Source organism: Sodaliphilus sp. (assembly GCF_045598405.1).
Lineage (GTDB): Bacteria > Bacteroidota > Bacteroidia > Bacteroidales > Muribaculaceae > Sodaliphilus > Sodaliphilus limicaballi.
Genome location: NZ_JAZLLZ010000193.1, coordinates 1 through 22,566 on the forward strand (window position 1 = coordinate 1; position 22,566 = coordinate 22,566).

The 22,566-nt window shown below is 52.2% G+C and carries 15 protein-coding genes; 12 read left to right on the forward strand and 3 right to left on the reverse strand.

The annotated features are described in order from the left end of the window. The first annotated feature begins 329 nt into the window (after positions 1 to 329). Together ACKI3C_RS12615 and priA are read left to right on the forward strand one after the other, a co-directional pair. Complete coding sequence (locus ACKI3C_RS12615) at positions 330 to 1,508, forward strand: glycosyltransferase (protein ID WP_407405611.1); 1,179 nt, start codon at positions 330 to 332, stop codon at positions 1,506 to 1,508. A gap of 48 nt (positions 1,509 to 1,556) precedes the next feature. Continuing rightward, complete coding sequence (gene priA / locus ACKI3C_RS12620) at positions 1,557 to 4,022, forward strand: primosomal protein N' (protein WP_407405613.1); 2,466 nt, start codon at positions 1,557 to 1,559, stop codon at positions 4,020 to 4,022. A gap of 78 nt (positions 4,023 to 4,100) precedes the next feature. Here the strand turns inward: priA and ACKI3C_RS12625 are convergent, their stop codons facing one another. The 3 genes from ACKI3C_RS12625 to ACKI3C_RS12635 form a co-directional block, all read right to left on the reverse strand. Then, positions 4,101 to 6,485, reverse strand: a complete 2,385-nt coding sequence (locus tag ACKI3C_RS12625) for a transglycosylase domain-containing protein (RefSeq protein ID WP_407405615.1) — start codon at positions 6,483 to 6,485, stop codon at positions 4,101 to 4,103. Positions 6,486 to 7,370: 885 nt separating this feature from the next. Further along, on the reverse strand, positions 7,371 to 8,999 hold the full coding sequence (locus ACKI3C_RS12630; protein ID WP_407405617.1) for a ribonuclease E/G: 1,629 nt from the start codon (positions 8,997 to 8,999) through the stop codon (positions 7,371 to 7,373). 339 nt (positions 9,000 to 9,338) lie between these two features. Further along, complete coding sequence (locus tag ACKI3C_RS12635) at positions 9,339 to 9,614, reverse strand: HU family DNA-binding protein (protein ID WP_407405619.1); 276 nt, start codon at positions 9,612 to 9,614, stop codon at positions 9,339 to 9,341. A 295-nt stretch (positions 9,615 to 9,909) separates the two neighbouring features. On the opposite strand from ACKI3C_RS12635, the gene ACKI3C_RS12640 reads away from it, so the two are divergent. The 10 genes from ACKI3C_RS12640 (at position 9,910) to recG (ending at position 22,296) form a co-directional block, all read left to right on the forward strand. Beyond that, a complete protein-coding gene (locus ACKI3C_RS12640) occupies positions 9,910 to 10,638 on the forward strand; it encodes a YjjG family noncanonical pyrimidine nucleotidase (protein ID WP_407405621.1) in 729 nt (242 codons plus the stop codon). Between the two features lie 36 nt (positions 10,639 to 10,674). After that, positions 10,675 to 11,364, forward strand: a complete 690-nt coding sequence (locus ACKI3C_RS12645; RefSeq protein WP_407405623.1) for a hypothetical protein — start codon at positions 10,675 to 10,677, stop codon at positions 11,362 to 11,364. A 62-nt stretch (positions 11,365 to 11,426) separates the two neighbouring features. Next, entirely contained in the window at positions 11,427 to 11,747 is a 321-nt protein-coding gene (locus tag ACKI3C_RS12650) for an iron-sulfur cluster assembly protein (RefSeq protein WP_407405625.1), read from the forward strand. A gap of 138 nt (positions 11,748 to 11,885) precedes the next feature. Further along, on the forward strand, positions 11,886 to 12,635 hold the full coding sequence (locus ACKI3C_RS12655; RefSeq protein WP_407405627.1) for a UDP-2,3-diacylglucosamine diphosphatase: 750 nt from the start codon (positions 11,886 to 11,888) through the stop codon (positions 12,633 to 12,635). A 12-nt stretch (positions 12,636 to 12,647) separates the two neighbouring features. Continuing rightward, on the forward strand, positions 12,648 to 14,891 hold the full coding sequence (locus ACKI3C_RS12660; RefSeq protein ID WP_407405629.1) for a glycoside hydrolase family 3 N-terminal domain-containing protein: 2,244 nt from the start codon (positions 12,648 to 12,650) through the stop codon (positions 14,889 to 14,891). A gap of 18 nt (positions 14,892 to 14,909) precedes the next feature. Beyond that, positions 14,910 to 17,021 carry a leucine-rich repeat protein gene (locus ACKI3C_RS12665; protein WP_407405631.1) on the forward strand — a complete coding sequence of 704 codons (2,112 nt, stop codon included), beginning with the start codon at positions 14,910 to 14,912 and terminating at the stop codon, positions 17,019 to 17,021. A 640-nt stretch (positions 17,022 to 17,661) separates the two neighbouring features. After that, a complete protein-coding gene (locus ACKI3C_RS12670; protein ID WP_407405633.1) occupies positions 17,662 to 18,348 on the forward strand; it encodes a hypothetical protein in 687 nt (228 codons plus the stop codon). Positions 18,349 to 18,363: 15 nt separating this feature from the next. After that, positions 18,364 to 19,491, forward strand: a complete 1,128-nt coding sequence (locus ACKI3C_RS12675) for a carboxypeptidase regulatory-like domain-containing protein (RefSeq protein ID WP_407405635.1) — start codon at positions 18,364 to 18,366, stop codon at positions 19,489 to 19,491. A gap of 41 nt (positions 19,492 to 19,532) precedes the next feature. Then, positions 19,533 to 20,204 carry a 2-C-methyl-D-erythritol 4-phosphate cytidylyltransferase gene (locus ACKI3C_RS12680; protein ID WP_407405637.1) on the forward strand — a complete coding sequence of 224 codons (672 nt, stop codon included), beginning with the start codon at positions 19,533 to 19,535 and terminating at the stop codon, positions 20,202 to 20,204. Positions 20,205 to 20,217: 13 nt separating this feature from the next. Beyond that, complete coding sequence (recG, locus tag ACKI3C_RS12685) at positions 20,218 to 22,296, forward strand: ATP-dependent DNA helicase RecG (RefSeq protein ID WP_407405639.1); 2,079 nt, start codon at positions 20,218 to 20,220, stop codon at positions 22,294 to 22,296. The last annotated feature ends 270 nt before the right edge of the window (positions 22,297 to 22,566 follow it).

The following is a 22,566-nucleotide window of genomic DNA, read 5'->3' on the forward strand; positions in this document are numbered from 1 at the left end:
CGATGTCGTGTTGGTGGTTCGTTTGGTTTTATTTGCCGCACTAAATTAAGTGAAATCACCGACATGACAAAATCCTGGGCAACTTTTTGTTGCTCAGGATATTATAAAAATTGTTAACAAAAGTGCTGCGGAATTAAGGATTACTGAATAGTTACGAGGATGAGAACACTGAAAAAATTTTTTTCGCCCTTCGTAGCGAAGCGTTTCGTAGGTCACGCAGTGACCGTTTCGTAGCAAGCGACAGCGAAGCGTTTCGTTTTTCGTCTTTCGTTTTTCGTCTTTCGTTAAAATGTAGTATCTTTGTAGTTTGAAACGATACAACATGAGTCATGAAACGTATAGCAGTCGTGTTTGAGGGCAATATCTACCGCCGTCTGGGGGTGTTTAATGCGGTCGTCAACCGTGTTAAGCACTTGCGTGCGTTGCAACCACCCTACTCTATCGACGTGTTCATGATTCAGGGATATGACAGCGGACTCAACCGCTGGTTGCACCGCACTCCATGCGTCAAAGAACGTCCCCTTGCCATTGAGGTAGAAGGCATCACCATTAATGTGAGATGGTTCAGGCACCGCATCTTCGACACGCTGGTACACAAATGCCTGCACAAGCAACCACCCATCTACCTGCGGTGGCTGGGTCGTCTTGCCGACGAGCTCAAAGGCTATGACCTCATCAGCGCCCATGACCGTATCGCAGGCACAGCAGCGAGTATCGCAGCCCAGCGCTACGGCATGCCGCTGTACATCACATGGCACGGGGCAAGCATCTACACCGATCCTATCCACGACCCGCTACGCCGCCAGGTGACATGCGAGTTGCTACAAAAGCCTGCATGCAACTTCTTTGTGAGCAAGGGATTGGAGAATTGTGCCCGCCAGCTTACTCCCAAGTTCCCTGCACAAGTGCTGCTCAACGGCGCCGGCGACGAGTTTTACCAGATGGATGAAGGCTTGCGCAGTCAGTTGAGAAAGAGCAAAGGCTTAGTCCCAGGCAACAAGGTCGTTGCATTTGTGGGACGTTTTGAAACGGTAAAGAACGCAACGCTACTTCCCGAAATATTCGTCAACATTGCCAAAGGCTATGACGGGAAAGTGACATTCTGGACGCTGGGCGACGGACCGCAGCACGACGAGGTGCAGGAGATGTTTTCAACCACTGGACTTGACGTGAAGATGTGGGGACGTGTGCCAGCCGAGCAAATGCCGTCGTTTATGAACTGCATCGACGTGCTGGTGCTTCCCAGCAAGGTCGAGGCCATCTCGCTGGCAGCAATCGAAGCCATCAAGTGCGGTGCATGCGCTGTGGCAAGCGACGTGGTGGGCACAGCCGAAGCTGTGGGACACGAGAACACCGTGCCGCTCGACGACAACATGCCCAGCACAATGGCAGCACGAGCAGTGGAAATGCTCAACGGTGCGGTTAAGCAATCCCTCTCACCACTTGTGAGCTGGGAAGCGACCGCAGCCATTGAGAACAAAATCTACTGCGAGGCGCTGTCAACATAAATACCCTCTAATCTCTCATCTCTAATCTCTCATCTCTAATCTAAAAAAATGTCACAATTTATAGACGTACTCCTACCGTTGTCCATCCAGGGCAGTTACACCTACCGCGTTCCACCCACGGTGGAAGTGAGCGTTGGTAGCCGTGTGCTAGTCCCCTTTGGCCGCAAGAAGATTTACACAGCCATCGTGGTCATGATGCATGACCGCCAGCCTGTGGGATATGAGGTCAAGGATGTGCTGTGCGCGCTCGACTCGCACCCCATTGTGCGCCACCCGCAGCTCAAGTTCTGGGACTGGATTGCAAGTTATTACCTGTGCACTCCAGGCGAAGTCTATAAAGCAGCGATACCATCGGGGCTAAAAGTGGAGAGCGAGACAAACATCAGCCCCAACCCCGACTTTGAGGAAGAAACTCCCTGCATGCTCAACGAGCGCGAAAAAGTGATACTGGACTTCACCGCCCAGCGCGGAAGGGTGCAGATTGCCGAGATAACTAATGCCACTGGTTTCAAGAATGTTGAACGCATAGTGACCCGCCTTCTCGACATGGGTGCCATTCACGTGAGCGAGCGAGTGATAGACAACTACCGCCCGCGCACCGAGACATGCGTCAAACTCACTATCGACCAGAACGACGAAGCATCGCTGCACGGCTTTTTCGACCAGGTGCACCGTGCACGCAAGCAAGAGCAACTGCTGCTGGCCTACCTAGACCTGTCGCACTGGATGAGCAAGTCGAAAGCACCGCTTGAAGTGACCAAGGAGACCCTGCTCAAGCGAGCCGATGTGAGCGCAGCAGTGTTGAGCGCCACCGTAGCACGAGGCATCTTTGCCACCTACAAGAGGGCTATCAACCGCTTTGACAGCATGGGCGAGCAGCTCATCCAGCCCCCCACCCTAACCGAGGAGCAAGAACGCGCCTACAAGGAGATTCACCAATCGTTCAGAGACAAAGACATAACACTGCTGCACGGTGTCACATCAAGCGGCAAAACGTCAATCTACATGCACCTCATCAAGGATGCGCTCGACCGCGGTCAGCAAGCCCTGTACCTAGTGCCCGAGATTGCACTCACCACACAGCTCACACGCAGGCTCAAGGCCGTGTTTGGTAACCGCTTGCTCATCTATCACTCCAAGTTCAGCGACAATGAGCGTGTAGATATATGGCGCAAGCTGCTCACCAGCAACGACCCATGCGTGGTGATAGGCGTTCGCTCATCGATATTCCTGCCGTTCAGCAAGCTGGGTGTGATCATCGTAGATGAGGAACACGAGACCAGCTACAAGCAGCAAGACCCTGCTCCACGCTACAACGGCCGCAACGCCGCCATGATGCTGGCAGCAATGCATGGTGCCAAGACCCTGCTGGGCAGCGCCACACCATCTATTGAGGTGTATTACCGTGCGCTGGCTGGGCAGTATGGCCATGTGGAACTGCTCACCCGATATGAAGGCATCAAGATGCCTCTGGTCACAGTCATCGACACCAAGGAAGCGCGCAAGCGCCGTGAGATGAGCGGGCTGTTCTCGCTCGAACTGGTGAAGATGTGCCGCCATGCCTTGCGCGACGGCGAACAGGTGATATTGTTCCAGAACCGCCGCGGCTATGCCCCCATGGTGCGCTGCAAGGAATGTGCATGGGTGCCTCAATGCGAGAACTGCGACGTGTCGCTCACTTACCACAAGCACACACGCAGCCTCACCTGCCACTATTGCGGCTACACGGTGCAGCTGCCAGCCCTGTGTCCCACGTGCGGCCAGCCAGGCATTGAGATATATGGTTACGGCACCGAACGCATCGAGGACGACATCGACAGCGTGTTCCCCGGCGAGAAAATCTCGCGCATGGACCTCGACACCACACGCAGCAAGAGCGCCTATGACCGCATCATCGACGATTTCTCGTCGCACAAGACAAATATACTCGTGGGCACACAGATGGTCACCAAGGGGCTTGATTTCGACGCTGTGAGCATCGTGGGCATACTCAATGCCGACACGATGATACGTTTCCCCGACTTCCGTTCGCACGAACGTGCTTTTGACATGATGGAACAGGTGGCAGGACGTGCAGGACGCGCCCACAAGCAAGGAAAAGTCGTGATACAGACCAGTGAGCCCACCCACCCGGTGATTGAGTTCGTGCAGAAGCACGACTACAAGGGCTTTTACAAGGCCGAGCTCAAGGATCGCGAGTGCTTTGCCTACCCTCCCTTCGTGCGCATCATCAACATCTATCTCAAGCACCGTGACGATGCCGTCGTGGGCGAGATTGCCGTGCGATACAGCAACGTGATGCGACAGGTGTTTGGCACACGAGTGCTCGGTCCCGAGGCACCCTCAGTGGGACGCGTGCAGAATCTTTACATACGCCAGATTGTGCTCAAGATGGAGACACAGGCCTCAATGAGCAAAGTGAAACAGATCTTGCGCAACATCTACGAGCAGATGATAAACAGCGACTCACGCATGAAGAGCATCCGTTTGTATTATGACGTAGATCCTGTGTGACGTCAGCGACATATTGCCTGCCTTATAAAAACTGTTTGCGCCTGGGTAATTCCAAACGCAAACAGTTTTTTCTCTCGTTTATTCGAAAGCGCCGTCCATGACATCGGGGCCACCGCCGCCTGTGCCATCGCCGCCTCCGCCGCCTCCGCTACCGACGGGACCAAGTTCGCCGTCACAGGGATTGTAGCCCTCGGGGAATTTAAACTTGACATCGGTGCGATAGGGCAAACTGTGGTCGGCATAGACCTGCTTCATGAACTTGCCATATACAGGAGCCGACACTGTGCCACCTACACCCACATTGCGGATGTAACGCTCTTCACCGCCAACCCACACGCCGGTAACCAGTTCGGGGGTGAATGCCATGAACCAACCGTCACTGTTGTCGTTGGTTGTTCCTGTCTTGCCACAAGTTTGAGCGCCATTGATGTAGCCTTGGATCACGGTACCAGTACCATGCTGCACGACGTTCATCATCATGTCAATCATCTTGAAGCTAGTGTCATCGCTGAACACCGTGGTGTGCTGTGGCGTGAACTCTGCCACTACATTGCCACGGTTGTCGCAGATGCGGGTCACATAGATGGGCAGCGCACGCAATCCGCCGTTGGCAAACGCCGTGTAGGCAGCAACCATCTCACGCAAGGTCACCTCACATGCTCCAAGGCTGAGTGCGGGAGTGGGGTCAAGATGACTGGTGATGCCGAAGCTGCGCATCCACTTGGCGAGCGTTGCGGGAGGATAGACATATTCCCCTCGCTCTTCTATCCAGTTGGGAGAGGTACCCTTCATGAAACCAGCCGATATAGAGTTGATTGAACTGGTGAGGGCGCTCTTGAGAGTCATAGTGCCGCCCACGCCCTTGGGGGTCCACACGCTGTTATACCACTTGACAGCGGGCTGTCCGCCGGGGCGGTAAGAACAAGGGGTGAGGCCACCGTCGTGAACTGCATAGGAATATACATAGGGTTTCACAGTAGAACCGATCTGACGTCGTCCGGTAGATACCATGTCATACTTGAAGAAACGGAAGTCGGGGCCACCCACATAGGTCTTGACGTAGCCGGTGACGGGGTCCATCGACATAGTGGCGCAGCGCAGGAAGGACTTGGTGTAGAGCAACGAGTCGAGCGGAGTCATGGTTGTGACATAGTCGCCATCGTAACTGAACAGCTTCACATCGGTGGGTGTGCGGAAGTTCTGCATGATCTCGGCCTCGCTCTTGCCTTCGTTCTTGAGAGCCTGGTAACGCTCGGTGCGCTTGATAGCGCTGTTAATGAGTTTTTCCTTGAGTTTGGCATCGGCGGTATATGGGTTCTTCTTGCCGTGGCCGCCGTCAAAGATCCTTTGCAGGTACATCAGCTGCTCACGTACCGCATTCTCGGCATACTGCTGCATGCGCGCGTCGATAGTTGTGTATATCTTGAGGCCGTCGCTATAGATGTCATAGTTGGACCCGTCGGGCTTCTGGTTCTTGTTGCACCAGCCATAGAGCGGGTTGGTCTCCCATGCCACAGAGTCATCGACAAATTGCTGGCGATTCCACTTGCTGTAGTCATCGGGGTCGGGTTTCTTTGCGCTCATGACACGTCGCAGTTCCTCGCGGAAGTAAGGCGCCAAACCGTCGTTGTGGTCCACCTTGTGGTAATAAAGTTCGAGAGGCAGCAATTTGAGGCTGTCGCACTCGGCTTGGGTGATGTATCCTGCCTTGACCATCTGCTCAAACACCACATTGCGGCGTTCACGTGTGCGCTCGTTGTAACGCAGGGGGTTGTAGTAAGCGGGGTTCTTGCACATGCCCACCAGGGTAGCGGCTTCCTGAATATTGAGCGTAGAGGGTTCCTTGCCGAAATAGACAAAGGCAGCCGACTTGATGCCCACGGCATTGTTGAGGAAGTCAAACTGGTTGAAATACATCTTGACGATCTCGTCCTTTGTGTAATAGCGCTCGAGCTTGATAGCAATAACCCACTCGATGGGTTTCTGCAACGCGCGCTCAAAGATACCATTAGATTCAGGCGAATAGAGCTGCTTGGCGAGCTGCTGTGTGATTGTGCTACCGCCGCCGGCACTGGCATTACCCATGATGACGCGCTTGATCAACGAGCGTCCCAGCGCTTTCAGGTCAATACCGCTGTGGGTATCGAAACGCACGTCCTCGGTCGCTACGAGAGCATTGCGCAAGTGGGGCGACAACTGATCGTAGTCAACATACACGCGGTTACCCTTGCTGCGGTAGAAACGTCCCATCTCCTCGCCGCCTGCGGCATAGATTGTCGAAGCGAACTTGTCGGTTGGGTTCTTTAACTGATCAATCTCGGGAGTGTAACCGATAAAGCCATTGTAGATGAGCACAAACAGCAACACGATCAATCCCATGAAAACACCAAAGCCGGTCCACATGCGCTTGGCAATCCTAGCGCTGCGTGCCGCCAATGATACATTGTCATTCTTTTTACTCATATCAGTAGATGAATTCTGCTATTTTCTTTCTTATTTCACTCAATATTATCGCACACGCAAGTGCACGCACCATATCAACTTGCAAATTTACAACGAAATTTCCTATATAGCAAGATTATTCAAACATAAGTTGCTCGATTGACTGGTGTTGTTGAATGATTTTTTTCACTTTTATCGCATTTTTCAGGTTTATCGCCTTTATCAAGTTTATCACTTTTATCACTTTTTTATCAGATTTATCACCTAAATTTTTGCAGTGGACCAATTTTCTGGTCCAAAACGGAAGTGAGTTTTTGGTAGTGTGTTTCATTTTTTATGATTTTGTGCAAAAATAATGCAAGCCCGAAGCAGAAGCACAATCAACCGAGCAACCGGAGGGGATTAAAGATTAAAGATTAAAGATTAAAGATTAAGGATTAAGGATTAAGGATTAAGGATTAAGGATTAAGGATTAAGGATGAAGGATTAAGGATGAAGGATGGAGGGGGAAGGATGAAGGATGAAGGATGAGGGATGAAGGATGAGGGATGCAAAACATCCCTATGGGGATGTGATATTGTAGGCAGCCATGCAGGCGTGCCATGGGTACGCCGAAAAAAGCAAAGTTAAATGGGAAAGTGCGACCCCTTCGAGGTCGGATGGGGTGTGTTACTTTACCCGACGGTCTACGACCATCGGTTACGATGCAATGTGACGACTCCGTCGTCAATTACCGCCGATCCACTATACTCCACCAACCAGAAAAATCCGCTGATCCGATGAAAGATGAAAGATGAAGGATGAAGGATTAGAGATGAAGGATGGAGGGGGGGGGAGGATACAAAAAAGCACCGGGCTGTGAATGGGACCGGTGCTTTGTGTTTTTTAGCTGAAGCTCTGTGGCTGTCAGTCATTGTTTTTGCTGCTGCGCGAGCGGCGTTCTTTCTTGCTGCTCGAGCTGTTGGTGTCCTTTTCTTCCATTGTGTCTATCTCGTTGCGGTCTTTGTCAAAGACTTTGTACTGGAGATAGGCCAGCGACTGGTCGGGCATTATCTTGAATTTGCGCCCATACTCACGCCGCCACTTTGAATACTCGCTGAAGATGTATCCTTTTTTCAGATAGGCATCAACAAAAGGATGTACATACATGATAAAGTTCTTCACTCCCAATGAATTGATAAGATAGTCGATCTTATCCTTCAGTTTGTCGGTAAAAAGCAGCGAGGGCTGAATCTCTCCCTTACCTCCACATGAAGGGCAGGTTTCAGCCGTGACGATGTCGAGGGCAGGTCTCACACGCTGTCGAGTGATCTGCATGAGTCCGAACTTGCTCAATGGCAGGATGTTGTGTCGAGCTTTGTCCTTTGCCATCACCTCGCGCATGTGCTCGAGAAGCTGCTGCCGGTGCTCGGCCTTAGCCATGTCGATGAAATCGACTACAATGATGCCGCCCATGTCACGCAGTCTGAGCTGTCGTGCAATTTCTTCGGCGGCGAGCAGGTTGACGTTGAGAGCATTGCTCTCCTGGTCGGTTGAACTCTTAGACCTGTTACCCGAGTTGACATCGATGACATGCATCGCCTCGGTGCTTTCTATAATCACGTATGCTCCCGACTTAAATGAAACCGTCTTGCCAAACGACGACTTGATCTGCCTAGTGATACTAAACTTGTCGAAGATGGGCATGTCGTCGCTATACAGTTTGACGATGTCACTGCGATCGGGTGCTATAAGGCTCACATAGTTGTGAATCTGGTCATAGACCTCGGCGTCATTCACATGTATGCTCTCAAAGTCGGGGTTGAAGATGTCTCTTATCTCTCCCACTGCACGGCTGTCTTCTTCATATAGCAGTGATGGAGGAGCCGCAAACTGGAACTTGGCGACTGCATCTTCCCAGCATTTGATCAGAACATTGAGTTCTGTATTAAGTTCGGCTGCGCGTTTGTTCTCGGCCGAAGTTCGTATTATTACCCCAAAGTTTTTAGGCTTGATGCTCTCGATGAGCCTTCTGAGCCTAGTTTTCTCGCCATGGTCTTTAATCTTTTGCGACACAGAAATCTTGTTGTTGAAAGGAATGAGCACAAGGAATCGCCCAGTGAAACAGATTTCGGTAGTGAGTCGCGGTCCTTTAGTCGAGATGGGTTCCTTGGCCACCTGCACAATCAGTTCCATGCCCTGGGTCAAGACATCGCTGACGGTGCCATGCTTGTCCATGTCGGGCTGAAGTTTGAATTGAGAGATGCTCTGGGGAGACTTTCCAGTATTATCACGAACCGACTTAATGTATTGAGCATAAGACGCGAACTGGGAGCCTAAATCAAGGTAGTGCAGAAACGCATCCTTGTCGTAGCCCACATTAACGAATGCGGCGTTGAGACCTGGCATGAGTTTCTTAACCTTGGCAATGTAGAGGTTGCCCACGGCGTAGGAAGCATCTCGCGATTCCTTTTGCAGCGACACGAGCCGTCCGTCTTCGAGCAGAGCGGTTGAAATGTCGGTGGGCGTTACATCAACTACTAGTTCACTTCTCATCGCAGAAGGGGAAATTTACTCTAGGGACACGTGTGTCCTATAAAGGGAACTGATAACCCTAGAGGGAACTCATAAAAAACGAAAAACAAACTCATGACTCTGCGTGCATAAGACTTAGCCGCCATTCATGCCGTTTGTTTTCCGTGTTCTATGACATAAAATCTAGATGACTTGTCTTGAAAGACAATTACTTCTTAGACTTATGACGATTCTTTCTAAGTCTTTTTTTGCGCTTGTGCGTAGACATTTTGTGTCTTTTATGCTTCTTTCCGTTTGGCATTGTACTTAGTTTTTGTTGTTAATATGAATTGTTTATTAAATCTCGTCGAGTTTGTGAAATTACTTCTTCACCTGCTCCATGAACACCTTAGCGGGCTTGAAAGCGGGGATGTTGTGCTCAGGAATGATGATAGTAGTGTTCTTAGAGATATTGCGTGCTGTCTTCTGTGAGCGAGTCTTCACGATGAAGCTACCGAAACCGCGCAGATAAACATTCTCACCATTTGCCAGAGAGTCCTTAACTGATTCCATGAATTTCTCTACTGTTACGAGAACTGACGCCTTGTCAATACCTGTCGATTTTGCGATTTCGCTAACGATGTCTGCTTTAGTCATTGTAATTTTGTCTTAATTTGTTATTGTAATGTTAATAAAATACATATAAAAATCTCGTGAATCTACTCCTTACTTGCTGATTTTCAAAGTTATACACTCATAAAAAAGCGTTTTGGAGGTCAATCCTCGCGATTTGGTTGTGCAAATATCGCACTTTTTTTTGAATTAAGTGCTATAATTCAGCGATTTTTATGATTTTTTTTATCAAAAAATGCATTTTCCTGATTTTTCACACATTTTTTTTGCCCATGCACTTATCATGTTCCACCTAAATATATTAACTTTGTGCTCTGTAATGAATAACAATGACGACATATTCAATCATATCACGACGGTTTTCATCGACATCGACGACACGTTGTGGTGGTTCACCGAGAACAGCAAGGTAGCATTCCGCCACACCTATGACAAGTTTGAGGTGAGCACATTCGAGCCGTCCTACGAGCGTTTTCACGACATCTACCTTGCCGAGAACAACCGCCTGTGGGAGCTGTATCACCACGGCAAGGTGGAGAAAGACTTCTTGGTGAACGAGCGATTTCGCTATGTGCTCGACGCGGTGGGCTACCAAGGCGACTGCGCCGGCATGGCTGCGCTCATGAACGAGGAGTACCTGCGCTATCTTGCCACGCTACCGCTGTCGGTGCCTGGCGCGCACGCCCTGTGCGAACGCCTCATCGCCCGCGGCTGGCAGGTGAACGCATTGAGCAACGGGTTCAAGGGCGTGCAGCAACGCAAACTTGAGAGTGCCGGACTGCTTCGCTTCCTGTCGCGCGTGGTGCTGAGCGATGACTGCGGCTACACCAAGCCCATGCGCGGCATCTTTGACCATGCCCTGCAAGTGACCGGCGCCGATGCCAGCCAGTGCCTGATGATAGGCGACAACCCCGAGGCCGACATACAAGGGGCACACGAGGCGGGGTGGCACACCATATACTTCAACATTAAGAACATTCCTGCCATTCCTGGCACAGCCGACATGGAGGTGGCGTCACTCGACGAGATTTTACCCACTGTGCGGTAATTACTGAAATCAAATTAACTCTTTATATAATAAATTATGAAACATCTCATCTATATCCTGACAATTCTGGCAACCGCGTCTTGCAGCGGATTCAGCAACCACACCTCCGAATCAACCACAGAAGCAGTGCAAACTGAAACCGAGGCACCGGGCGACATCTCAGAAAAGCAAGAAGCAGTCGAGGACACGTTCTACACATCGGACCTCGCAGTGTTTGACCTGCACGGCCACGTGCGCACACTGTCGCTCTCTAACGAAGATTTCAAGAACATAATCGAATTTGACCGCGACGGCAATCTGGTGAAGTTCACCGTCAAGAACGGCCCGTCAACCGACGTGTGGAAGCAAGGTGCCAAGCAAGATCCCGAAGGCATCGTGGTGGAGCGCGACAAGAACGGACGCATCAAATATACCAGTTACCGATTCTGGACCACTCAATACACCTATGACAGCACCGGCCGCTTCATCACAGCCGAACACAGCGGTGAGGGCGGACAAGAAAACACAACCAAGTACACTCGCGACGCCAACAACCAAGTCACGACGATGCACATCACCGACAGCTATATCGACGATGATCCTGATGTTCCTGTTGTGGAAAAATCCGTTGTCAGCATCAGCAACGTGAAGCTCGACGAGCAAGGCAACTGGGTGAGCCGCACCGAGACCATCAAGGGCAAGAATTCGTCGTCGAAAGCTAGCCGCACCATTACCTACTGGGAATAACTGCGATTTTGCAATGCGCGATATTTTGACTACCTTTGCACAAACATTAATCAAAGACGACAATGACCGAAGAGAAAAGACTTGAACTGATGGAAGAGGTGGTAAAGATGCTTAAAACCGTCTTCGACCCTGAAATGCCAGTCGATGTCTATAGCCTGGGGCTCATATATAATATCGATATCGACGATGAAGCCAATGTGCACATCGACATGACCCTAACTGCTCCTAACTGCCCTGCTGCCGACTTTATCTTTGAAGACATTCGCATCAAGGTGGAAGGCATCGAGGGCATTAAGTCGTGCAACGTGCAGCTGGTGTTTGAACCCGAATGGGACATCCGCATGATGACCGACGAGGCTCGCCTGGAGCTGGGAATGATGTAGTTTTAAAGACGAAACGCTGCGCTACGAAACGGTCACTGTGTGACCTACGAAACGCCCCTGCGGGGCTACGAAAAACGAAGGACTTTCAAAGTCACGGAAAACGAAGGACTATCAAGGACGAAACTTAACCACACTTAGATGAAGAAGGCTTATTTCATTAGCGACTTGCACCTGGGTGCTAACTATATCACCGACCACCGTGAGCATGAGGCCCGGGTGGTGGGGTTCCTCGACACTATTGCCGGGGATGCGGGTGAATTGTACCTGCTGGGCGACATTCTTGACTACTGGTATGAGTATAAGACCGTAGTGCCACGCGGGCATGTGCGATTCTTCGGCGCGCTGGCGCGTCTTGCCGATGCCGGGGTCAAGATCACCTGGATTGTGGGCAACCACGACGTGTGGCTATTTGACTACCTGCGCAAGGAGATAGGCCTCACTGTGCTTAATGGGGGGGCCGAGGTCGATGTGATGGGCCACCGTTTTTTCATCTCGCACGGCGACGATGTGGGCTACCAGAAGCCCCTGTACCGCTTCACTCGCGTGTGCTTCCACAACCGCATGTGCCAGTGGCTGTATGCCAGCATCCATCCACGCTGGACCCACGCCATAGCCAAAGGATGGTCGTCGAGCAACCGCACGCGCCGACGCCCCGAGATGCCAGTCGAAGTCAAGCGCAGCCCTGCCATAGACCACCTGTGCGACTACGTGCGCCAGCATGAGCAACAGAGCCACGTCGAGCACTACGTATTCGGGCACCTGCACGTGGCATTGCAGGAGAAGGTTGAAGGCACCGACTCCACAATGACAATCCTGGGCGAATGGATAAGACGCGACACCTACGCAGTGTATGACGGCGAAACTCTAGAACTACTTAAATTCCAATAAAAACCACTCAAAATGAAAAATCTACTGCTAGTATCTTTAACTATAATAAGTCTATGCTGCCATGCAGCGCCTACCGAGGCCTACAAAAACCCTTCGCTGCCCGTAGAGACACGAGTGGAAGACCTCCTGGGACGCATGACTCTGCAAGAGAAAATCATGCAGCTCCAAAACAGAGGCATCAATCATAACCTGGACGGCACATTCCATGGCATGAGCACCGGGACTGTGCACGAAATGAACATGAATGCCCACGACTGTGCCGTGCTGATGCGTGACATGCAACAGTATCTCAAAACCAATACACGCCTGGGCATTCCCGCCATAACCTGTTGTGAGGGTATAGAAGGATTAATCCAGGGAGGCTGCACGATATTTCCACACGCACTGGCCCAGTCCAGCACATTCAACCCTGCACTGATTGAACGCATGACCCGAGCTGCCGGCGAGGAAGCACATGCGATAGGCATACACCAGATACTGTCGCCCGTTCTGGACATAGCACGCGAACTGCGCTGGGGTCGCATTGAGGAGACATTTGGCGAAGACCCTTACCTCATTGCCGAGATGGCCACCGCCTTTATCAACGGCTATCAGCACTACGACATCACCTGCACTCCCAAGCACTTTGTGGCACACGGTTCGCCCAGCGGAGGCCTTAACTGTGCAGGCGTTGCCGGAGGACCGCGCGACATGTTCAGCCTGTATCTGTACCCCTTCCGCAAAGTGATAGACAGGACTGCGCCCTGGTCGGTAATGTCATGCTACAGCAGCTATGACGGTGTTCCCGTCACAGGATCGCATTATTACATGACCGATGTATTGAGAGGAGACCTCGGTTTCAAAGGGTATGTATATTCCGACTGGGGGTCAGTAGAACGCCTTGAAGTAGTCCACCATGCAGTGGCAAGTAAAAAAGAAGCAGCACGCAAGGCGTTGCTTGCGGGTATTGACGTAAACATCGACGATGCCTACAACACCCTTGAGGAGCAAGTAAAGCAAGGTCTAATCAATGAAGCCGACATAGACCGCGCAGTGCGCCGTGTGCTTACAACCAAGTTTGCCCTCGGCCTGTTTGAAAAGGTTTATCCTCCCGTGGAAGATGTTGACAAAGTAGTCCGCAGCAAGGAACACCAAGACATCGCCAAGCAGGTTGCCGACGAGAGTATAGTCATGCTCAAGAACACAGGCATTCTCCCTCTCAATACCAAGGCCTATAAGAGAATAGCAGTTGTAGGCCCCAACGGGAACCAAACCGTCATGGGCGACTATTCATGGGTGTATGGCGACACCAAGGAGGGCATCACACTGCTGCAAGGGCTCAAGAACGCGTTGCCCAAGGCAAGCATCACCTATACCGAAGGCTGTGACTGGTGGAGCCAAGACACCACACACATCCAGGATGCGGTCAAGGCTGTGCAGGAAAGCGATGTGGCAATCGTTGCCATAGGCACCCGCAGCACCTATCTGGCACGCAACCCGCAGAACCAGACATCGGGCGAATCGTTTGACCTGTCGTCACTCGAACTGCCTGGTGCGCAACAGCAACTGCTCGAAGCGGTTAAGGCAACAGGGAAGCCCCTAGTTGTCGCTTTCATCTCGGGCAAACCGCTGGCAATGCCTTGGGTAAAAGAGAATGCCGATGCAGTGCTCGTGCAGTGGTATGGGGGAGAGAAGCAGGGACAGTCGCTTGCCGATGTCATCGTGGGCAAAGTGAACCCTTCGGGCAAACTCAACGTGTCGTTTCCGCGCAGCACAGGCAACACACCTTGTTTCTACAACTACAATGTCACCGACCGTGAGTCGATATACGACGGCGGAGGTTCTCCCACACACCCCGACCGTCATTACATCTTTGACAAGCCCGAGGCATTGTGGAGCTTCGGCGAAGGATTGTCATACACGACATTCAGCTACGAAGATTCTCACGTGAACCGAAACACATATTCGGCAAGCGACACAATCGCCGTGAACGTGACGGTAAAGAACACTGGGGAAGTTGCCGGCAAAGAGGTTGTACAAGTCTATGTGCGCGACATTGTGAGCAGCGTGGCTACCCCCAAGCAACAACTCAAGGCATTTGAAAAAGTGTCACTGAAAGCGGGCGAGAGCAAAAACATAACGCTCAAAATACCCGTTGACGAACTCGCTCTGTATGACGAAGCGATGAGACGTGTCGTCGAGCCGGGCGACTTTGAGATACAAGTGGGTGGTGCATCAAACAGCATCGCACACCGACATACAATTACCGTAAAATAACCTATAACAAGACATATTATGAAAACTAGAATTTTAACCGTCTTAATGCTACTAGCGACAGTAGTGATGAGTGCCAGTGCAGAAACCTTTACCGAGGGTGGCATCAACTACCGCGCGTTGAGTGAGAACACCGTGACAGTTGCCAAGAGCACCTATAGCGGAGCACTTGTGATACCTGCCACCGTGAGCAACAACGGCGTGACCTACAGCGTGACCGAGATAGGCGACTCGGCATTCATTAACTGCAGCGGCATCACCGAGCTCACACTGCCAGAGGGGCTTCAGAAAATAGGGCGACGTGCATTCATGGGCATCGGCATCACCGAGCTCACCCTGCCCGAGAGTCTTGAGACATTGCTATATTTTGCGTTCCGCGAATGCCCCAACCTTACCACGGTGTATTACAACCCTGTGAAGTGCGAGACCGACAACACAGGGAACCCGCCATTCTACAAAACCACGCTGACCCATGTGGTGATAAGCGACAAAGTGCAATCGTTGCCCAAGCAGCTCTTTGGCGGTCAGACAGCACTCACCGAGGTCACCATCCCACGAAGCATCACCGCCATTGCCTCTAACGCTTTTCTGAACTGCACAGGAGTGACGAAACTGAACTACAACGCCACTGCATGCGTTTCTCAGTCCACACTGAGTCCCTTCCGCAGCATGCCCATCACCGAGGTCAACATCGGCAGCAATGTAGTCACCTTGCCCGAATACGTAATGACGGGCATAGCCACACTCACCACTGTAAACTTTTCGACCTCGCTCAAGGAGATAGGCGACCATGCGTTTGACGAGTGCGGGGGACTACAGTCAATAGAACTCCCTGCATCGCTGACGACTATCGGCAAATATGCCTTCAACAAGACTGGTTTGAAGTCAATCACTATCCCCGAGGGCATCGCAAGCATAGGGTACAACGCATTCGGCAACTGTGCTGATTTGAAACACGTCACTTATAATGCGACAAACTGCACGCAGCCCAAGTCGCCCAGTTACCAGTGGTTCAAGGGTTCACCGCTGTCGAGCTACACGCTGGGCAGCAAGGTGAGCACCGTGCCCGCCTATTTCATGTTTGAGCAAGAGGGCATCAAGGGCGTTGACCTGCCAGCAAGCATCACCGCCATCGGTGCAAACGCATTCGATGGGTGCAACAGCATCACAAGCGTCACCATCGACGAGCGAATAACATCTATCGACGCAAACGCCTTTGCTAACTGTGCCTCGCTCAAGACGGTGAACTTCAACGCTGTGAACTGCACTACCCCGATATCGCAAGGCAATGCCATATTTTATGGCTCGCCCATCGAGGAGATGAACATAGGCGACAAGGTGGAATACATCCCCAACGCATTCCTCTACAAGCAGAGAAAGCTCCATTGCATCACAATCCCCGAGAACGTGAAGTCGATGGGCCGCTATCCGTTTAACTACTGCGAGAACCTGCGCGTGGTGAACTTCAACGCCGTCAACTGCGAGGGACCCGCCTCGGGCAACTACCGCTGGTTTGACGACACCCACCTGTATGAGCTCAACCTGGGCGACAAAGTGGAGTCTATTCCCAACCATCTCGTTTACAACCAGGACTCGCTCAAAAATTTCAGCATGCCCGAGTCGGTAAAGAGAATCGGCGACTATGCCTACTATTCCTGCGCTCAGATGCAAAGTATAGCATTGCCCCCTGCCATCGAATACATAGGCGCATACGCGTTCTCTAACTGCAAGGAAGCCTATGGCGACATCATGATTCCCGAGTCGCTCACAATGATAGGCCACATGGCTTTTTATAATTGCTCCCAAATCCACTATATCTACTCAATGCGCAAGGATGCCACCAATCTTGACAATAACCCCTTCGGACTAGAAATTCAAAACACCAAGTGGCTCATCGTGCCCCGCGGCTCGGCCCAGAGCTACAAAGCGGCAAACGGCTGGGGAAGCTTCAGACGCATGATAAACGACATTAATGGCGACGACACCATCGACATAGGTGACGCAAACATGCTTATCAACATAATCCTGCGCGGTGGCGACGAGGAAACCGTCAAAGATGCCGATGTCAACGGCTCAGGGCAGGTAGATGTGAGCGACTCCAACGTGGTGATATCATTCATGCTAGGTAAGTAAATCAACTTCAGCATATGGAACCATCTGAATTTCACCCATTTGCTCCGATTAGCGTCCTACTGGACGCATCTGTTTGTTGATACTATACCCCCACCGCCACTACGTTCGGCGGTGGGGGTTATTCAGGTATTGTCCTGCCGGACAAAAAAATTAGCAAAAATTGCTATAAAAGCTAAAGTTGATTTTTTACACTTCACCCTCCACCACTTTCACTCCCCGCAGGTCTGCGACCAGCGGTTAACCAAAGTTACGACCTCCCTGAGGTCTAAAAAATGCACAATATATATATTCAATGAAAAAATCAGTGAGTTCAGTGAGATACGCGCGGGGAGTTCCATTGCTGAATAGTTACTAGGTTGCCTCGGTTACGAAAAAAATACAAAAAAAATTATGCAATCGCTTGCATAATTAAAAAAAAGGACTTAACTTTGCGCCATAAACCTAAACAATCTTTTTTACCTTAAGAATTGTACTATTGAGCCTAAGAAGGAATATCTGACGAAGATATTCCTTCTTATTTTTTGTGTGATAGAGTTGCTATTATTGCAATAATTCACTACCTTTGCATTTAATACAGCAATTAGGTCAAGTCCTCGATTATCTGTTATAATCTCTGGGCTTGATAATCAACAATAACACTATGAACAGATTTCATTCAATACTCGCAGCACTGTGCCTCGCAGTGGCAACATTGATATGCTGCACATCGGCAACTCCCGTCAAGGGAAAACATCACAAGAAAACCAATAAGACTATGACTGCCAGCAAATCAAAGGCGACTTCCGAGACCATCAAGTCATTCCGTTATGAACTGTATAAGGACGGCGTGAGCGAGGTTTATTTCTTCTCCTATGACAGCCAGTATAGCCACGGCTCGTTCTACACCCGCGACATGGGCAGCAGCACGGGTTGGAACTACACTGTGGATTCGGCACCCGTCGCTCCTCTCTCGGAGTTGGCAGCCGAGCTCAATGTCAATGATTATCCCGACGGCGACCTGGACAAAGAAGACACCAGCCGCGACCGATGGATTATCCAAGTGGAATATGCCTCGGGGAAGGAGAAGACCATCATGACCTATACCGACGACAGCACTGCTAGCAACGACAAAGTGGTGCGCGACAAGGCCGAGGCCGTGTTCAAGGCGATTAAATTCCAGGACAAGAACGGCAAGATGATGGGCGAATACTCAAAGCTGACCTACTCTGGCGGCAAGCTCGTGAAGGAAATCAATTACACCGAGGACGGCATCGTGCATGGCGGCCGTGACTACTCACGCCCCGAGCCCAATGACCTTGAGTATGCACTCCCGCCAAAGACCTATTAAGCAAGTGTACTAAGCATGAAACTGACAGCAACACTACTCATTGCTCTCACCGCAGCAGGCAGTATGGCTGCCGGAGGGCTCAAAGGCAAGGTAATATATGTCAACCCCGGCCACGGCGGATGGACCGCTAACGACCGCCCCATCGCCACCATCAACCACGAGGTGATGGACACCCTCGGTTTCTTTGAGACGAAGACCAACCTGTGGAAAGGCCAGGAACTGCGTGCACGCCTGGAGAAAGCCGGCGCGCGAGTGGTGATGTCGCGCACCCGCAACGGATATGTGACCGCAGGGCAGAAGAACGCGACAGCCCTCGACCGTCCCGAGACGTGGAGCGACGAGAACGGAGCGCAGCAAATCACCACGCTGCAAACCATAGCAATGAATGTCGACTCTATCAATCCCGACTATTTCATCTCCATCCACAGCAATGCCACCGGCGGCGACGACGGCAAGTTGTGCAACTACCTCACGCTCGTGTATCGCGGCGAGACGGGCGACGACTATGCCAAGGGTAGCATCGAGCGTGCCCAGCAGGCCTACCCCATCGTGTGGGACAACCCGCTCACCGTGTGGACTAGCTCGAGCCCCGAGAACCCTTTCATCACCGGCGACCTCACGTGGATGGGAGCGACACCTCCGGGCGATGCCAACGCCCTGGGTTATAAAGGTTACCTGGGCGTGCTCAAGCACCGAGTGCCCAGCTTCCTCGCCGAGGGCTCGTTTCACAGCTACCAGCCCGAGCGCCAGCGTCTGCTCAACCGCGACTACTGCCGCTATGAGGCCTTGCGCTACTACCGCGCCATCAATGCGTGGTTTGGCGGAAAACCCGACAAGGCGGGGCACATCGTGGGCGACGTGCGCAGCGCCAGCGAGAAGTTTGAGCATCAGCTCTACCACGGGGTGAAAGGAAGCGATGACGAGCTGCGTCCCGTCAACGGCGCCATGGTTTACCTGAACGACAGTCGCGGCGTGAGAGTGCGCGCCTATCGCACCGATGGCGAGTACAACGGTTTCTTCAGTTTCTTCGACCTCAAGCCGGGCAACTACACCATCACGGTAGAGAAGCAAGGATATGCCCCCGTGCAGATGGGTGTCCAGGTCAAGGCCGACAAGGTATCATGCGTGAAACCCCGACTCTAATCTCTAATCTTTAATCTTTAATCTTTAATCTTTAATCACTCATGACAAAATATGCAATCATAGTGGCAGGCGGAAGCGGCTCACGCTTCGGTGGCGAGGTGCCCAAGCAGTTTCAGCTGCTGTGCGGCCGCCCCGTGCTCATGCACACCATCGACAAGTTTGCCGCTGCCGGAGCAACTATCACACTGGTGCTGCCCCAGGCCCACCATGGCCTGTGGAGCGACCTGTGCACCGAATACCGTTTCGTCACGCCACACGCAGTGGCCACAGGCGGGGCGTCAAGATTTGAAAGCGTGCGCAACGGCCTTGCCACGCTATCGCTACGCGAGGGCGACGCTGTGGCCGTGCACGACGGCGTGCGCCCGCTGGTGAGCACAGCACTCATCGAGAACACTTACGACACCGCGCTCGCATGCGGCAGCGCTATCCCAGCCATCATGCCCAGCGACAGCATACGCATGGTTGACCCCGACGGCAACTCTCACCAGCTGCTGCGCAGCGACCTGCGTGCTGTGCAGACGCCGCAGACATTCGAGGCATCGCTGCTCACGGGTGCCTACGACGTGGACTTCTCACCGCTGTTCACCGACGATGCCTCGGTCGTAGAAGCGGCAGGCCACAAAGTGACCTTAATCGAAGGACAGCCATCAAACATCAAGATAACACATCCCGTTGACCTTATAGTAGCCGAAAGGCTCATGAACGATGAATAATGACCTGAAGCGAATGGATCTACAGTATCTCACTGGCGTGGGACCGAAACGCGCCGAGATGCTAGCCAAGGAACTTGACCTGCACACGTTCCACGACCTGCTGCACTACTACCCATTCCGTTACATTGACCGCAGCAAGGTGCACCGCATCAGCGAGATCGACGGCGAGATGCCCTATATCCAGCTGCGTGGGCGTTTCATCACCTTCACCCAGGCAGGCGAGGGAGCACGCAAGCGGTTGCAAGCGCTGTTCACCGACGGCACCGGCACCATTGAGTGCGTGTGGTTCAACCGCGTGAAATCCATTCGCGAGAGCCTCAAGACGGGTGTGGAATACCTCATCTTCGGCAAGCCAGCGCCATTTGGCCACCACTACAGCATTGCCCATCCCGAGGTGGACGTGTTCAAGCCCGAGACAGCCCCGCAAGGACTCATGGGCGTGTATAACCTCACCGACAAGCTGCGCAACCGCCAGGTATCGAGCCGCGTGTTGCAGAAGATAGTAAAGAACCTGCTCAACACTCCTGCCGTGCAACGCATAGGCGAGACCCTGCCGCAGTCCATCATAGCATCACGACGACTCATGCCTCTCAACGAGGCACTCATCAACATACACCTGCCGGGCAGCATACAAGCAATGCAGCGCGCGCAGCTGCGTCTCAAATATGAGGAATTGTTCTACCTTGAACTCAACATCCTGCGCTACATCAAGGGAAGCAGCGAGAAACGAGCGGGATTTGTGTTCTCTCGCGTGGGCGAGAATTTCCACAGTTTCTACAACCACGTGCTCGAGTTCCCCCTCACCGACGCCCAGAAGCGCGTGATCCGCGAGATACGCCAGGACATGGGATCGGGCAAGCAGATGAACCGTCTGCTGCAAGGCGACGTGGGCAGCGGCAAGACCATCGTGGCGCTGATGACCATGCTCATAGCCATCGACAACGGTTTCCAGGCATGCATCATGGCACCCACCGAGATTCTTGCCACACAACACTTCGAGACCATCAACGCCCTTGCGTCGCGCATCGGGCTCAACGTGGCATTGCTCACGGGCAGCACGCGCAAGCGCGAGCGCGACACGATACACCAGCAGCTGCTCTCGGGCGAGCTCAACATCCTCGTGGGCACACACGCCCTGATTGAGGACACCGTCCAGTTCCGCAACCTGGGCATGGCGGTCATCGACGAGCAGCATCGCTTCGGCGTGGCCCAGCGTGCCAAGTTGTGGAAGAAGAACACCACCCCTCCCCACGTGCTTGTGATGACGGCAACCCCCATTCCTCGCACGCTGGCAATGACCGTGTATGGCGACCTTGATGTATCGGTAATCGACCAACTTCCTCCCGGACGCAAGCCAGTGACCACCATCATGCGTTATGACAAGGACCGCGAGTGGATGTATCACTTCGTGGGTCAGGAACTGCGCAAGGGACGCCAGGCCTACATCGTGTATCCCCTCATCGAGGAGAACGAGAAACTCGACCTGCTGGCACTCGAAGAAGGTTATGAGCTCATCAAGGAAACATTCCCCCACTACAATGTGGCCTACGTGCATGGCCGCATGAAGCCAGCCGAGAAGGACCACCAGATGGAGCTATTTGCCAGTCACAAGTCGCACATCCTCGTTGCCACCACAGTAATTGAGGTAGGCGTCAACGTGCCTAACGCGAGCATCATGGTGATAGAGAACGCCGAGCGATTCGGCCTGTCGCAGTTGCATCAGTTGCGCGGACGTGTGGGACGCGGAGCCGACCAGTCGTTCTGCGTATTGATGACCAAGCATGAACTGAGCCGCGAAACGCGTCACCGCCTTGAGGTGATGACATCGACCAACGACGGATTTGTCGTGGCCGAGGAAGACATGAAACTGCGCGGCCCCGGCGACATGGAGGGAACCCAGCAGAGCGGCATCGCATTCAACCTCAAGGTTGCAAATCTAGCTCAGGACGGCCAGATACTCCAAATGGCTCGCGATGATGCCGAGGACGTGCTGCGCAACGACCCCACCCTATCCTCCCCAGAGGGACAACTCATGGACCGACAAATCCATGAACTGTTCAACAAACAGGTTAACTGGTCGCAGATAAGCTGACAAAACGAGTTTCATACAACAATCATAGGTGTTCACACAACGAACACCTATTTTTTCCTATGCAACGCTATTTCGGTCTTAATTTTGCAACAGAATAGCAAAACATAAACAATTTTCTGGTAATGGAGGACGTGTTGAAGTGAGTCCTAATGTTACTATTCAGCAATGGTATTTTGGGTAATATCCCCGCGCAGATCTCACTGATAACACTGATTTAATAATAACTGAAAGAAATTAAAATAATTAGAATAATTTCTTATTCAGTTAAAT

Bases quoted from the DNA above. Each gene is read 5' to 3' on its own strand.
- ACKI3C_RS12615 (WP_407405611.1), top strand. From the start codon at position 330: ATGAAACGTATAGCAGTCGTGTTTGAGGGCAATATCTACCGCCGTCTG.
- priA (WP_407405613.1), top strand. From the start codon at position 1,557: ATGTCACAATTTATAGACGTACTCCTACCGTTGTCCATCCAGGGCAGT.
- ACKI3C_RS12625 (WP_407405615.1), bottom strand. From the start codon at position 6,485: ATGAGTAAAAAGAATGACAATGTATCATTGGCGGCACGCAGCGCTAGG.
- ACKI3C_RS12630 (WP_407405617.1), bottom strand. From the start codon at position 8,999: ATGAGAAGTGAACTAGTAGTTGATGTAACGCCCACCGACATTTCAACC.
- ACKI3C_RS12635 (WP_407405619.1), bottom strand. From the start codon at position 9,614: ATGACTAAAGCAGACATCGTTAGCGAAATCGCAAAATCGACAGGTATT.
- ACKI3C_RS12640 (WP_407405621.1), top strand. From the start codon at position 9,910: ATGAATAACAATGACGACATATTCAATCATATCACGACGGTTTTCATC.
- ACKI3C_RS12645 (WP_407405623.1), top strand. From the start codon at position 10,675: ATGAAACATCTCATCTATATCCTGACAATTCTGGCAACCGCGTCTTGC.
- ACKI3C_RS12650 (WP_407405625.1), top strand. From the start codon at position 11,427: ATGACCGAAGAGAAAAGACTTGAACTGATGGAAGAGGTGGTAAAGATG.
- ACKI3C_RS12655 (WP_407405627.1), top strand. From the start codon at position 11,886: ATGAAGAAGGCTTATTTCATTAGCGACTTGCACCTGGGTGCTAACTAT.
- ACKI3C_RS12660 (WP_407405629.1), top strand. From the start codon at position 12,648: ATGAAAAATCTACTGCTAGTATCTTTAACTATAATAAGTCTATGCTGC.
- ACKI3C_RS12665 (WP_407405631.1), top strand. From the start codon at position 14,910: ATGAAAACTAGAATTTTAACCGTCTTAATGCTACTAGCGACAGTAGTG.
- ACKI3C_RS12670 (WP_407405633.1), top strand. From the start codon at position 17,662: ATGAACAGATTTCATTCAATACTCGCAGCACTGTGCCTCGCAGTGGCA.
- ACKI3C_RS12675 (WP_407405635.1), top strand. From the start codon at position 18,364: ATGAAACTGACAGCAACACTACTCATTGCTCTCACCGCAGCAGGCAGT.
- ACKI3C_RS12680 (WP_407405637.1), top strand. From the start codon at position 19,533: ATGACAAAATATGCAATCATAGTGGCAGGCGGAAGCGGCTCACGCTTC.
- recG (WP_407405639.1), top strand. From the start codon at position 20,218: ATGGATCTACAGTATCTCACTGGCGTGGGACCGAAACGCGCCGAGATG.